General features: G+C 70.3%; 16 protein-coding genes. 7 read left to right on the top strand and 9 right to left on the bottom strand.

The genetic code is table 11. From position 1 onward, the window contains the following. Nucleotides 1–2: 2 nt before the first annotated feature. The gene (locus ASC77_RS01130; protein ID WP_056149728.1) at nt 3–1,688 is read left to right on the top strand and encodes an alkaline phosphatase D family protein; all 1,686 of its coding nucleotides are present in this window, start codon (nt 3–5) and stop codon (nt 1,686–1,688) included. A gap of 11 nt (nt 1,689–1,699) precedes the next feature. Here the strand turns inward: ASC77_RS01130 and ASC77_RS27075 are convergent, their stop codons facing one another. After that, nucleotides 1,700–1,846, bottom strand: a complete 147-nt coding sequence (locus ASC77_RS27075; protein WP_200944860.1) for a hypothetical protein — start codon at nt 1,844–1,846, stop codon at nt 1,700–1,702. A gap of 227 nt (nt 1,847–2,073) precedes the next feature. Between ASC77_RS27075 and ASC77_RS01135 the strand changes: the two genes are divergently transcribed. Genes ASC77_RS01135 through ASC77_RS01150 form a run of 4 tightly spaced genes read left to right on the top strand, consistent with a single transcriptional unit; the run spans nt 2,074 to nt 5,554 of the window. Continuing rightward, nucleotides 2,074–2,532, top strand: a complete 459-nt coding sequence (locus ASC77_RS01135; protein WP_235547383.1) for a helix-turn-helix transcriptional regulator — start codon at nt 2,074–2,076, stop codon at nt 2,530–2,532. A 5-nt stretch (nt 2,533–2,537) separates the two neighbouring features. Further along, nucleotides 2,538–2,948: a VOC family protein gene (locus ASC77_RS01140; RefSeq protein ID WP_056149732.1), complete on the top strand. Its 411-nt coding sequence runs from the start codon at nt 2,538–2,540 to the stop codon at nt 2,946–2,948. 1 nt (nt 2,949) lies between these two features. Beyond that, on the top strand, nt 2,950–3,186 hold the full coding sequence (locus tag ASC77_RS01145) for a hypothetical protein (RefSeq protein ID WP_056147739.1): 237 nt from the start codon (nt 2,950–2,952) through the stop codon (nt 3,184–3,186). A gap of 22 nt (nt 3,187–3,208) precedes the next feature. After that, nucleotides 3,209–5,554 (top strand): ATP-binding cassette domain-containing protein, encoded by a 2,346-nt coding sequence (locus ASC77_RS01150; RefSeq protein WP_056147742.1) that lies wholly within the window; start codon nt 3,209–3,211, stop codon nt 5,552–5,554. 3 nt (nt 5,555–5,557) lie between these two features. On the opposite strand, the gene ASC77_RS01155 is transcribed toward ASC77_RS01150, so the two are convergent. The 6 genes from ASC77_RS01155 to ASC77_RS01180 all read right to left on the bottom strand — a co-directional run bounded on the left by ASC77_RS01155 (nt 5,558) and on the right by ASC77_RS01180 (nt 9,266). Continuing rightward, on the bottom strand, nt 5,558–5,953 hold the full coding sequence (locus ASC77_RS01155; RefSeq protein ID WP_056147745.1) for an MmcQ/YjbR family DNA-binding protein: 396 nt from the start codon (nt 5,951–5,953) through the stop codon (nt 5,558–5,560). Nucleotides 5,954–6,063: 110 nt separating this feature from the next. Next, nucleotides 6,064–7,404, bottom strand: a complete 1,341-nt coding sequence (locus ASC77_RS01160) for an oxygenase MpaB family protein (RefSeq protein ID WP_200944861.1) — start codon at nt 7,402–7,404, stop codon at nt 6,064–6,066. A 104-nt stretch (nt 7,405–7,508) separates the two neighbouring features. After that, on the bottom strand, nt 7,509–8,075 hold the full coding sequence (locus ASC77_RS01165) for a dihydrofolate reductase family protein (protein ID WP_056147748.1): 567 nt from the start codon (nt 8,073–8,075) through the stop codon (nt 7,509–7,511). Nucleotides 8,076–8,092: 17 nt separating this feature from the next. Beyond that, complete coding sequence (locus ASC77_RS01170; RefSeq protein ID WP_056147751.1) at nt 8,093–8,467, bottom strand: VOC family protein; 375 nt, start codon at nt 8,465–8,467, stop codon at nt 8,093–8,095. After that, complete coding sequence (locus ASC77_RS01175) at nt 8,467–8,952, bottom strand: SRPBCC family protein (RefSeq protein WP_056147754.1); 486 nt, start codon at nt 8,950–8,952, stop codon at nt 8,467–8,469. Before ASC77_RS01175 ends, ASC77_RS01170 begins: the two co-directional genes overlap by 1 nt. Beyond that, on the bottom strand, nt 8,949–9,266 hold the full coding sequence (locus tag ASC77_RS01180) for an ArsR/SmtB family transcription factor (RefSeq protein ID WP_056147757.1): 318 nt from the start codon (nt 9,264–9,266) through the stop codon (nt 8,949–8,951). The genes ASC77_RS01175 and ASC77_RS01180 overlap by 4 nt, the downstream gene beginning before the upstream one ends. 80 nt (nt 9,267–9,346) lie before the next feature. Here ASC77_RS01180 and lepB point away from each other — a divergent pair, with 80 nt between their 5' ends. Next, nucleotides 9,347–10,096 (top strand): signal peptidase I, encoded by a 750-nt coding sequence (lepB, locus tag ASC77_RS01185; protein ID WP_056147759.1) that lies wholly within the window; start codon nt 9,347–9,349, stop codon nt 10,094–10,096. Nucleotides 10,097–10,129: 33 nt separating this feature from the next. Here the strand turns inward: lepB and ASC77_RS01190 are convergent, their stop codons facing one another. Beyond that, entirely contained in the window at nt 10,130–11,158 is a 1,029-nt protein-coding gene (locus ASC77_RS01190; RefSeq protein WP_056147763.1) for a DUF2332 domain-containing protein, read from the bottom strand. A 38-nt stretch (nt 11,159–11,196) separates the two neighbouring features. Between ASC77_RS01190 and ASC77_RS01195 the strand changes: the two genes are divergently transcribed. Continuing rightward, nucleotides 11,197–11,694: a VOC family protein gene (locus ASC77_RS01195; RefSeq protein WP_056147767.1), complete on the top strand. Its 498-nt coding sequence runs from the start codon at nt 11,197–11,199 to the stop codon at nt 11,692–11,694. A 132-nt stretch (nt 11,695–11,826) separates the two neighbouring features. Here ASC77_RS01195 and ASC77_RS01200 read toward each other — a convergent pair whose 3' ends face one another. After that, nucleotides 11,827–12,705: an LLM class F420-dependent oxidoreductase gene (locus ASC77_RS01200; protein ID WP_056147769.1), complete on the bottom strand. Its 879-nt coding sequence runs from the start codon at nt 12,703–12,705 to the stop codon at nt 11,827–11,829. Nucleotides 12,706–12,710: the final 5 nt, after the last annotated feature.

Consider the following 12,710-nt stretch of genomic DNA (forward strand, 5'->3'; position numbering starts at 1 on the left):
TCGTGACGACGCTGATCCTGGGACCACTGCTGCGCTACGTCGACGACGCGACGGCGACCGTCTGGGTCGAGACCGCCGAGGCGAGCGAGGTCACGGTGGTCGCCGGAGAGCACCGCGCCGCGGCCCGGACCTTCGGCGTGCACGGCCGCCACTACGCGCTCGTCGAGCTGACCGGGCTCCCGCCCGGCAGCCGGACGCCGTACGTCGTCCGCGTCGACGACGTGCAGGTCTGGCCGTCCGCCGACCCGGACTTCGCCGACTTCCCGCCGTCGGTGATCAGCACGCTCCAGCCGGGCAAGCCGCTGCGGGTGGCCTTCGGCTCCTGCCGCGTCAGCGTGGACCACGACGAGGCCGGCACCGAGCAGTTCGGGGTCGACGCGATGCGCGCCTACGCGCTCTACATGGCCGGCATCACCGAGAGCGGCTCGGAGGACCCGGGGGAGCGGTGGCCGGACCTGGCGCTCTTCCTCGGCGACCAGGTCTACGCCGACGAGACGAGCGACGAGATGCGCGCGTTCATCCAGCAGCGCCGCGACCCGGAGCAGCCGCCGTGGTTCGAGCTCAAGGACTACGAGGAGTACGCCCACCTCTACCGGCTCGCGTGGACCGACCCGGCCAACCGCTGGCTGCTCTCGACGCTGCCGACGGCGATGATCTTCGACGACCACGACATCCGCGACGACTGGAACACCAGCTGGACCTGGCGCCAGGACATGGAGGCCACCTCGTGGTGGCACGACCGGATCGTCGGCGGCCTGGCGTCGTACTGGGTGCACCAGCACCTCGGCAACCTCGGCCCCGAGGAGCGGGCGGCAGACGAGCTCTGGAAGCGGATCACGGCGTACGACGGGCCGGGGGAGCTCGACGTGAGCGACGCGGTCGACGCACTGGCGGACCGAGCGGACCAGCACCCCGAGACCTACCGGTGGAGCTACTCCCGCGACTTCGACACCCAGGCGCGGCTCGTGGTGGTCGACTCACGCGCCGCCCGGGTGCTCGAGCCCGAGCGCCGGTCGATGCTCGACGACGGCGAGATGCTGTGGCTCGACGCCCAGCTCCAGGGCGACGTCGACCACCTGCTGGTCGGCACGTCGCTGCCGTACCTGCTGGCGCCCGGCCTGCACCACATCGAGTCCTTCGGCGAGGCGATCGCCGAGGGCGCCTGGGGTGGCCCCGGCCGCAGCCTGGGGGAGTGGGCTCGCAAGCGCGCCGACCTGGAGCACTGGGGCGCCTTCGAGCGCGGCTTCCGCGACGTCGCCGGCCTCGTCCTGGAGGTGGCCGCCGGTCGCCGTGGCCGGGCGCCGCGCACGATCACGTTCCTGTCCGGCGACGTGCACCACAGCTACGTCGCGGAGGCGTGGCCGCGAGACGGTCAGGTGGCCAGCCGGATCCTGCAGGCCGTCTGCTCACCGATCCGCAACCCGCTGCCGAGAGGGATGCGCGGCTTCACGGCGCTGGCGGCGAGGCGCGCGACGGGCAAGGTCGGTCGGCTGCTCTCGCTCGCCGGACGGGTGCCGCGCGAGCCGATCCGGTGGTCGGTCACCGAGGGACCCTGGTACGACAACAACCTCGCGGTCCTCGAGCTGGCGCCCGCAGGCCTGCGGCTGTGGTGGAACGCGGGCGAGGTCGTCGACGACCCCGAGCGGCCGCTGCTGACCCGGGTCGCGACGGTGGACCCGATCGGCTGAGCCGGTTCGGGTCAGGCGACGGCGCGGCCCGGCATGGTCGCCGGCACGCAGTCGCAGCTGTCCCCGCACGCGAGGTAGGTGTGCGGAGCGTGGCCGCACTGGGCGCACGGCATGTCGTGCGAGAGGTGCACGGCGTTCGTCTGGACGGTGTCCCACATGGCGCTACCTCCCCCCGGTGCGTCTCGCTGCTGCCCCCCAGCAGGCCCGGCCGATCCAGGCTTCCAGGATCCGGTGGGATTCCACCGGCATGTCCGGAGCATCGGCTCGCGCACCTTCGAACTTAAGCACCGAGCGGTGTTCGCGCGGTGGATCGGACGCGAATGCCCCAACCTGGGGAGGCGCTCCTAGCCCGTCCGGGCCACTGGTCCGTGGCAAAATCACCCGGGTGACCAATCCCGCCGATGAGCAGCGCCGGCGCGACCTGGTCCTGCTGCGTCGGGTCCGGGACCGGATGGACCGCGAGTACGCGCAGCCGCTCGACGTCGAGGCACTGGCCCGTGGCGTCAACCTGTCGGCGGGTCATCTCAGCCGCGAGTTCAAGCGCGCGTACGGCGAGTCGCCGTACTCGTACCTGATGACGCGCCGCATCGAGCGGGCGATGGCACTGCTCCGGCGTGGCGACCTCAGCGTCACGGAGGTCTGCTTCGAGGTGGGCTGCCAGTCGCTGGGGACGTTCAGCACCCGGTTCTCCGAGCTGGTGGGGATGTCGCCGAGCAGCTACAAACAGGCCGCACGCGAGATGCGGGGCGTCCCCACGTGCGTCGTGAAGCAGGTCAGCAGGCCGGTCCGGGCCAGATCGATCAGGAATGGAGAAGCGCCCGCGGTCGATCCGCACCTAGCGTGATCGTCATGAACCTCACCATCCACACCACCGTCCTCCCGCACGAGGACCCCGACGCCTCCGTGGCGTTCTACCGCGACGTCCTCGGCTTCGAGGTGCGCACCGACGTGGGCTCCGGCACGATGCGCTGGATCACCGTCGGGCCCGTCGGCCAGCCCGGGACCTCGATCCTGCTCGGGCCGCCCGCGGTCGACCCCGGCATCACCGACGACGAGCGGCAGATGATCGGCGACATGATGGCCAAGGGCACGTACGGCTGGATCCTGCTGGCCAGCGACGACGTCGACGGGACCTTCGACGCGGTCCAGGCGAGCGGCGCCGAGGTCGTGCAGGAGCCGATGGACCAGCCCTACGGGCTGCGCGACTGCGCGTTCCGCGACCCCGCCGGCAACACCGTGCGGATCCGGGCGGTGGCCTGAGATGAAGACGATGACCTGCCAGCAGATGGGCGGTCCCTGCGACCAGGCGTTCCAGGGCGAGAAGGCCGACGACGTCATCAACCAGCAGGACCAGCACCTCAAGGACATGGTCGCCGCCGGCGACGAGGCCCACGTCCCCGCCAACAACGACATGCGCGGCCGCTGGAAGCACCCGATCAAGGGGATGGGCTGGTACAAGGACACCAAGAAGGCGTTCGCCGCCCTACCCGAGGACTGAGAGAGCAGGAGCCACCAGCCGCATGCACGAGGCCGACAGCCACGACCTGATCCGGGTGACCGGCGCGAGGGTCAACAACCTCAAGGACGTCAGCGTCGAGATCCCGAAGCGTCGGCTCACGGCGTTCACCGGGGTGTCGGGCTCGGGCAAGAGCTCGCTGGTGTTCGGCACCATCGCGGCGGAGTCCCGGCGGTTGATCGACGAGACCTACTCCACCTTCGTCCAGGGGTTCATGCCGAGCCTGCCCCGCCCCGACGTCGACGCGCTCGAGGGCCTGTCGACCGCGATCCTGGTCGACCAGGAGCGGCTCGGCGCCAACCCGCGCTCGACGCTCGGCACCGTCACCGATGCCAACGCGATGCTGCGGTCGCTCTTCAGCCGGCTCGGTACGCCGTACATCGGTGGGCCGACCGCGTTCTCCTTCAACATCCCCACGACCAGGGCCAGCGGCGTGATGACCGGCCCGAAGGGCGAGAAGAAGATCGTCCAGGACGCGGTCTACCTCGGCGGGATGTGCGCCGAGTGCGAGGGCCGCGGCACGATCTCCGACCTCGACCTGTCCGTGATCATCGACGAGTCGAAGTCGCTGGTCGACGGCGCGATCCTGGTGCCCGGCTACACCGCCGACGGCTGGATGGTCGCGACCTACATCGAGTCCGGCTTCTTCGACCCGACGAAGCCGATCGCGGACTACTCGGAGAAGGAGCGCCAGGACCTGCTCTACAAGCAGACGACCAAGATCAAGGCCAAGGGGATCAACGTCAGCTACGACGGGCTGATCCCGAAGATCCGCAAGTCGATGTTCAGCAAGGACGTCGACTCCCTGCAGCCGCACATCCGGGCGTTCGTCGAGCGGGCCGCCGTGTTCAAGACCTGCCCCGAGTGCGACGGCACCCGCCTCAACGAGTCGGCCAGGTCGTCGACGATCGACGGCGTCAGCATCGCGGACGTGTGCGCCATGCAGATCACCGACGCGGCGGCCTGGGCGCGGGAGATCGACGAGCCGGGCGTCGCCCCGCTGGTCGAGAGCCTGCTGCACCTCTTCGACTCGTTCGTCGAGATCGGTCTCGGCTACCTGTCGCTGGACCGGCCGTCCGGGACGCTGTCCGGGGGAGAGGCGCAGCGGACCAAGATGGTGCGCGCGCTCGGGTCGGCGCTCACCGACGTCACCTACGTCTTCGACGAGCCCACGGTCGGCCTGCACCCGCACGACATCGCGCGGATGAACAAGCTCCTGCTGGACCTGCGCGACAAGGGCAACACCGTGCTGGTCGTCGAGCACAAGCCCGAGACGATCGTGATCGCCGACCACGTCGTCGACCTGGGGCCTGGCGCCGGCACGGGCGGAGGCACGATCTGCTTCGAGGGCACGGTCGAGGAGCTGAAGTCCTCCGACACCCTGACCGGGCAGCACCTCGGCCACCGGGCGCGGCTCAAGGACGACGTACGCACGCCGTCGGGGCAGCTGGAGATCCGTGGCGCCGCCGAGCACAACCTGCGCGACGTCGACGTCGACGTGCCCCTCGGTGTGCTGTGCGTGGTCACGGGTGTCGCGGGCTCGGGCAAGTCGTCACTGATCCACGGCTCCATCTCGGCCGACGAGGGCGTCGTCTACGTCGACCAGGGGGCGATCCGGGGATCGCGGCGGTCGAACCCGGCGACGTACACGGGCCTGCTCGAGCCGATCCGCAAGGCGTTCGCCAAGGCCAACGGCGTCAAGCCGGCCCTGTTCTCGGCCAACTCCGAGGGTGCCTGCCCGACCTGCAAGGGCAACGGGATGATCTACACCGAGCTCAGCTTCATGGAGACCGTGGCGACGCCGTGCGAGGACTGCGGAGGCAAGCGCTTCCAGGCGGCCGTGCTGGAGCTGCGCTTCGGCGGGCTCAACATCGCCGAGGTGCTCGACCTGCCCGTCGCGGAGGCCCACGCGTTCTTCGCCTCCGGCGACGCCAAGACTCCCGCGGCGGCGGCGATCCTGCAGCGCCTGGAGGACGTCGGCCTGGGCTACCTGAAGCTCGGCCAGCCGCTCACGGCCCTCTCGGGCGGCGAGCGACAGCGGCTCAAGCTGGCCATGAACATGGGGGAGAAGGGTGGGATCTACGTCCTCGACGAGCCGACCACCGGCCTGCACCTCGCCGACGTCGACCATCTCCTCGGCCTGCTCGACCGGCTCGTCGACTCCGGCAAGTCCGTGATCGTCATCGAGCACCACCAGGCCGTGATGGCGCACGCCGACTGGATCATCGACCTGGGGCCCGGCGCCGGCAACGACGGCGGCCGGATCGTCTTCGAGGGCACGCCCGCCGAACTGGTCGCCGACCGCTCGACGCTCACCGGCCAGCACCTGGCGGCGTACGTCGGGGCCTGAGTCTCAACGATCCTGGTCGAGACGGCGGACGCGGCGTACGCCGGCGGTGAGGCGGTAGGACGTCTCCACGAGCTCGGCGACCTCCGTCCAGTCGGTCTCCGCGGCCAGGTCGAGGCCGACCCACCCGGAGACGCCGAGGTACATGGGGAGGTAGCCGTGCGGGGCGTCGAGCAGCGCCTGGCGCTCGACGGGATCGGCCAGCACCAGGACCGAGGCGCTGTGCCGCTCGTAGCCGTCACCGACTTTGACGCTGCCGCCGTAGTAGGCGAACACCTTGGTCGTGTAGAACGCCGGAATCCCGTGGGAGACCTTCTCGGCGGCGTCCGGGAGCGCCAGCGTGATCTCGCGCAGGCGTGCGAGGACCGGGTCGTCCTCGTCGAACATGCGCGGGTGGGCCATCGGCCGCCACGCTAGTCCGGCTGCGACGTTTGGTCACCAACCGCAGATGGAGCGCTCCCACCCCACGTTTGGTCACCAACCGCGGACCCGGTGACCGCGCGCTGGACGTCTCAGGGCGTGACCGGGCGGTACGCCGCGGCGTCGGAGCTGAAGTCGGCGTGACCGAGTCGACCGAGGGTGCGGTCGAGCTTGGCGACCAGCCTGCGGTCGGTGACCGCACCCAGGCCGGGCGCGCGTTGCGCGAGCCGGTAGGCGAGCACCTGCCCGCCGACCAGCACGGCCACCGCGACCGCCCGGACGCGGTCGGCGCGGCTCAGCGCCACGCCCATCTCTGCGGCGCGAGCGTCGTCGCCCTCGAGGAACCGTTTGACGAAGAACGCCTTCGAGAAGCTGCGCTCGAAGCGGTCGTGCACCCGGCTGCGCAGGCCGTGGTCGGGCTCGAGGTAGGCCTTCATCGTGGCCCGCAGCAGAGCGCCGCAGGTGTCGTCGTCGTACGCCTTGCGGAGCGTGGCCTGCCGGGTGCCGAGCGCGTCGATGATGCCGCGCGGCGTCCCCGGGAGCAGCTGCTCCGGGAGCCCCAGCAGGAAGCACCGGTAGCGCGAGAGCTCGACGCGCGCCTGCTCCTCGCGGGTGAACTCGGTGCGTCCGGACCGGACGACGTTCAGCGCCAGCACGAAGATCGTGAGCAGGCCCGCCGGCATCTGGTCGACCTGGGGGATCGGCACGCCGTACACACGGGAGTCCCACTTGCCGCGGCGCAGCACGTTGAAGCGGACCATGGAGTGCATCAGCCGCACCTTGGCGGCGGCCTTGAAGCCCGGCCCGTGCCGCTCCAGCGCGCCGGGCAGGACCGTGCAGGTGAAGAAGGTGGCCGTCTCCTTGATCCGGTTGGCGGCCATGTCCTCGCCGAGCGCGCCGGTCATCGCCATCGGCAGGGCTGCATAGGCATTCATGAACGTCGCGACGAACGCGCCGCGGATGGCGTACGGGCTGACGTGCGCGCTGAGGTTGCGGTCCAGCCGGGCACCGAGCTCGACCAGCTCCATGTCGAGCCACTCAGGAACACGTTCCATGTCGGTGATCAGCGCGGCCAGCTCGCCCGGTGCGTCCGCCACAGCATCGATGCCGTGGTCGCAGGCCTCGTCGAGCATCTCGACGAGACGCTGGAAGCCGATCTCCGGGAGCAGCGCGGCGTACGCGTCGGCGACGGCATCGCCGAGCATCGTGAACGCCTCGATGACGGCAACCTGCTCGTCGTTCTCCAGGAGACGTCGTCGCTGCGGCTCGAGCCCGGCGCCGAGCTGTGACTCGACGCCAGGGTCCACGGTGAACCGCTCAGGACGCGCGTCGAAGTCGACCGCGGCGTACATCTGCGGCAACGCGGTGCGCTGTGCGGCGACCTGACGACGCAGCTCGGCGATCTCGACGGCACTCAGCGAGGTGGACGACACCCTGGGACCGTAGGGGACGAAGAACCGCGCGCGCACCCCTTCTGGAGCGTTTCTGAGCGTGGATAGATCGCCGATAACTGACATTATGTCAATATATGAAGGTTTCAGGGCTCCCCGACCCGATAGCGGGCGAGCACCACTCCGTCGTGAAACTGACGCGTCTCGATCAGGTCCAGGGGCACCCAGGCGTCGAGGTGCGTGAAGAACGGAGCGCCCGTGCCGACGAGGACCGGGTGGGTGACGACGACGTACTCGTCGACGAGTCCGGCCCTCATGGCCGCGGCGGCGAGCGTTGCGCCACCGATGTCCATGCGACCTTCACCGTCGGCCTTCAGCCGGGCGATCTCGGCGACCGGGTCGCCGCTGACGAGACGCGCGTTCCAGTCGACCGCGCTGGTCGTCGAGGAGAACACGACCTTGGACATGTCGCGCCACCGACGGGCGAACTCGACGTGCTGCGGTGAGACGTCCGGCTGCTGGTCGGCGGTCGGCCAGTGGGAGCTCATCGCCTCCCACAGCCTGCGTCCGTACAGGGCCAGGGCGGTCGTCTCCAGGCGGTCGCTCCACCACTGGAACAGCTCGTCGCTCGGCACGCCCCAGCCGAGGTCGTCGCCGGGCGCGGCGACGTAGCCGTCCACGCTCACGTTCATGGCGTACGTCAGGGTGCGCATGGCTCAGCCTCCCAGAGTCACACCGCTGGGGTCTCCCACATCGAGAGACAGAACGGGTGACCGACCGGGTCGGCGTACACGAGGCAGTGGTCCGCGTTCGGCTGGACGTCGAGCAGCGTCGCGCCGGCGGCCACGGCGCGGGCGCCGGTCGCCTGGAGGTCGTCGACGAAGAACTCCAGGTGCAGCTGCATCGGGACATCACCGGACGGCCAGGTGGTCGCCCGGAAGTCGTCGACCTGCTGGAAGCCGATCGAGGCATCGGGCCCCTCGACGAGCGCCCAGTGGGCACTCCCCCTGACCTCTCCGCCGGTCAGCTCCGCGTAGAACGCACCGAGAGCAAGAGCATCGGGCGCGTTCACGGTGACGCCGCTCAAACGGATCCGGTCCGACATCAGCGGACCTCCATCTCGCGGTACGCCGGGGTGAGCTCGTCCCAGCGCTGCTTCCAGATCGAGCTGTCCCCCACCAGGGACCGAGCAAGGTCCTCGACGTGCGCCTGCCAGCCGGCGCCGTGGAAGTACATCCGGTCGAGCGGCAGGCCACGCTCCTCGACGACCAGTCTCGTGCGGCCGTCCTCCTCGCTCAGCCAGGCCTCGATCTGGCCCTCCTCGTCCGTGCCGGGCAGCATCGTGAGCAGCAGGTGGTGCGGCGCCTCGCACGCCTCGATCCGACCAGGACCCGTCCAGCTGCTCACGAAGCTCACCTGGATCGCACCACCCACGCGCAGGTCTCCGGAGATCTCCCCGATCCACCGGGCCAGCCTGTCCGGCTCTGTGCACGCCGACCAGAGGTCGGCGATGCCGGTGTCATAGACGTCCTCGACCCGGACCGCTCCCCGATCCGCATCCAGCGCTCGCATCGTGCCGATGACGTTCATCCCTGCGACCTCTTCCCTCGTGCGACCTCGGTGTGGAGCGCGTCGAGCCGCTGCTGCCAGAGGGCGCGGTAGTCCCCCAGCCACTCGTCGACCTCGATGAGCGCCTCCGGTCGGAGGCTGTAGATCCGCCGTTGCGCGTCCTCCCGCACCTCGACGAGACCGGCCTCGCGCAGCACCCGCAGGTGCCGCGACACGCCGGGTCTCGCGATCGGGAGCGCGTCCGCGAGCTCCCCCGCACTGGCAGGGTGCGACCGCAGCATCTCGAGCATGGTGCGCCGACTGGGATCGGCCACCGCTCGCAGTACTGCGTCCATGCGTTGAATGTACCCATATGGTTACGTACCTGTCTAGGTACATACACGGGAATCGCCTCGCGCACCCCTAGGCTCCGCGTGTGACGAACTCGGGGGACGCTGCCACGCCACGACCCAAGCGCAAGCACCGGTCGATCCTCGTGGAGACGCTGGTGCTGCTCCTGATCGCCATCCTGGTGGCCATCGTGCTGAAGACCTTCTTCATCCAGGCGTTCTACATCCCGTCGCCGTCGATGGTGCCCGGCCTGGTGAAGGACGACCGGATCCTGGTCGAGAAGCCGTCGTACTGGTCCGGAGGGCCGGAGCGCGGTGACGTCGTCGTCTTCGAGGACCCGGGCGACTGGCTGCCGGCCGAGGACTCGGGTCCCGTGGGTCCGGTGGCGACGACCTTGTCGAAGATCGGCCTCTACCCCGCCGGCGGTCATCTCGTGAAGCGCGTCATCGGCGTCGCCGGCGACACGATCGTCTGCTGCGACGACCAGGGCCGGATCTCGGTCAACGGCCAGCCGCTCGACGAGGACGACTACGTGAACGACCCGGACACCACGACCTGTCGCGGTCCGGAGGGTCCCGGCGGGGCCGAGGCGTGCCACTGGACCGCCGGTCCGGTGCCGGACGGCGACCTCTTCGTGATGGGCGACAACCGGTACGAGTCGGCCGACTCGAGCTATCACATGTGCGCGACGGACGACTCCGCGTGCACGCCGGGCGACGAGTTCTTCTCGCAGGACCTGGTGGTCGGCAAGGTCTTCGCCGTCATGCTCCCCCGCGACCACGCCGCCTGGCTGCACCGACCCGACACCTTCGCCGACGTACCGGACGCTCCCTAGCCGCCGCCGTCACGTCGCGCATCGCCTCGGTCGTCACCTCAGGAGGACGGGCGGGCCGTGGTGGTGCGAGCGCGCCACGAGATCGCCGTCGACCGTGGTGCTGGGTCCGTGTTCGGCGATGTCGTAGGAGCCCGCCATCTGCTTGGGCGGAACGCCCTCCATCGCGACGTGCACCAGCGGCATGCGCGCTCTCCCCTGGTCGATCGTCGCGGCCACCGCCTGCTGCTCGGAGAGCGGCCAGTACTGCTCGGTGATCGACTGCCAGACCACGGTGAGGACGCCGTCGTCCGCAGGCTGCGCCAGCTGCTCGGCCAGCCAGGCCGACGCCGGGGCGCGGTCGACGGTCACCGGATGGCGTCGCGCGATCTCGAGCGCGGCCGCCAGCCTCGCGTGCCGGGCCAGGTCGAAGGGCCAGACGAACGAGGTCAGGTACGTCGCCCCGTCGGCGCTGCTCGCATCGACCGGGGCCAGGTCGCAGCCGCGCCGCTCGACGATGGTGAGCTCCTCCGGACGCACGCCGGATGCCTGGGTGTCGAGCACGAGCTCGCTGTCCGCCGGGCCCCAGCTCCACCCGGGTCCGACCATCCGGTAGCGGTCGACCAGCAGGTTCAGGCCCGCGGACGCGCCCGGCTCGAGGAGCCGCACCCGACGCAGCCCGGTCCGGCGCACCGCCTCGAACAGGCCGACGGCCAGGCACGCCGAGCGGCCGACCTCGTTGGTCTGCGGCGCCAGGTCGAGTGCTCGCTGCAGCTCGGCGACGTGCTGCCCGAGCGCCGGGCGCACCTCCGGCCACGCCTGCTCCGGGTCGGCCTGGCCGCCGAGCGACGGGTAGAACGGCTCCAGCCGGGGCGCCTCTCCTCGGAGCACGATCCGGAAGATGCCGGCCAGCAGCCGCAGCTGGACGGCGTCGCCTCGCGGCGCGTCGAGGTGCTCGGCGCAGATCGCCGCGGTCGGTCCCCCGGCCTCGAGGTCGTCGGCGAGCTCGTCCAGGAGCACGCCGTACAGGTGCTGGCGATGGCCGAAGTGATGGCGGAACTGGTTCGCGAGCTGGGCGGCGGTCACGCGGCCAACGTACGGCGAGAAGCAGTACCGTCCTTGCCATGACCGACGTTGATCTCGATCACATCGCCGCCGAGCGGGAGCGGATCCGCACGACGTACCTCTCCCCCGAGGCCAGCCGGCCGGCATCGTCGGCGCGCGGGCTGCACCACTTCGCGATCGTGTGCGCGGACGTCGAACGGACGGTGCGGTTCTACCAGGGGCTCCTGGAGTTCCCGATGACCGAGATCTTCGAGAACCGCGACTACCCCGGCTCCAACCACTTCTTCTTCGACATCGGCAACGGCAACCTGCTCGCCTTCTTCGACTTCCCCGGCCTCGACGTCGGCCCGTACGCCGAGGTGCTCGGCGGCCTGCACCACGTCTGCATCTCCGTCGAGCCGTCGCGCTGGGAGCAGCTGAGGGCGAAGCTGGACGATGCCGGGGTCGAGTACCTCGCCGAGTCGGGCAGCTCGATCTACTTCCGGGATCCGGACGGAACTCGTCTGGAACTCATCTCCGACCCGCTCGGAGAGATGTACGGCACCGTCGTGCTCTGACCTCCAGGGTCCGGCCGGGCCCTCCGCGTCCCACGTTTGGTCACCAAGCGTGCATGGGATCGCTCCCACCCTGCGCTTGGTGACCAAACGTCGCGCCCGGAGGCGAGCGACGAGGTCGGCCGAGGGATCAGGTCAGAGCTCGGCGAGGCGCGGCAGCACACCCTCACAGACGGCCGTCGTCCAGCCGACCGGGTCCTCGGTGGGCGGCATCAGGGTGACCAGCTCGATGCCGAGGTCGGCGTAGCCGGCCATCTCGGCGACGAAGGCGTCCGGGTCGGCAACCGGGTCGGCGCCGCCGATGCCGTTGACCATCGTCTTCTGGATCTCGTCGTAGTCGCGGCCGACGTCGTCGCAGTGACGGCGCAGGACGTCGAGCTTGCGGCCGGTCTCCTCGGTGCCCTCGCGGAAGATGTTGCAGAGATCGGCGTACTGCGCGACCAGGCGCAGCGTCTTGCGCTCTCCCCCACCGCCGATCAGGATCGGCGGGTGCGGCTGCTGGACCGGCGGTGGCACGCAGAAGGTCTCGGCGAGCTGGTAGTGCCGGCCGTCGTAGGCGCCGTTGTCGTCGCTCCACATCTGCCGCACGATCTGGAGGGTCTCCTCCAGGCGCTCGAACCGCTCGCTGGTCGACGGGAACGGCACGCCGAGACCGAGGTGCTCGCGGTCGTACCAGGCTGCGCCGATGCCGAGCATCGCGCGCCCTCCCGACAGCACGTCGAGGGTGGTGACGATCTTGGCGAGCAGGCCCGGGTGCCGGTACGTCGTGCCGGTGACGAGCAGGCTCAGCCGCACGTTCTCGGTGACGGCGGCGAGGTAGCCGAGGGTCGTGTAGCCCTCGAGCATCGGCTCGGGCGGACCACCGAGCGGCTCCATCTGGAAGTAGTGGTCCATGACCGTGAACATCGCGGCGCCGCCCTGGTCGGCGACCTTGGCGGTCTCCGTCAGTCGCGAGGCGAGGCGGGTGTCCCAGTCGGGGTGGGTGAAGTTGGCGTAGTGGATGCCGATGCGCACGTCGT

The sequence above is a fragment of the Nocardioides sp. Root1257 genome, from assembly GCF_001425175.1.
Classification (GTDB): Bacteria; Actinomycetota; Actinomycetes; order Propionibacteriales; family Nocardioidaceae; genus Nocardioides.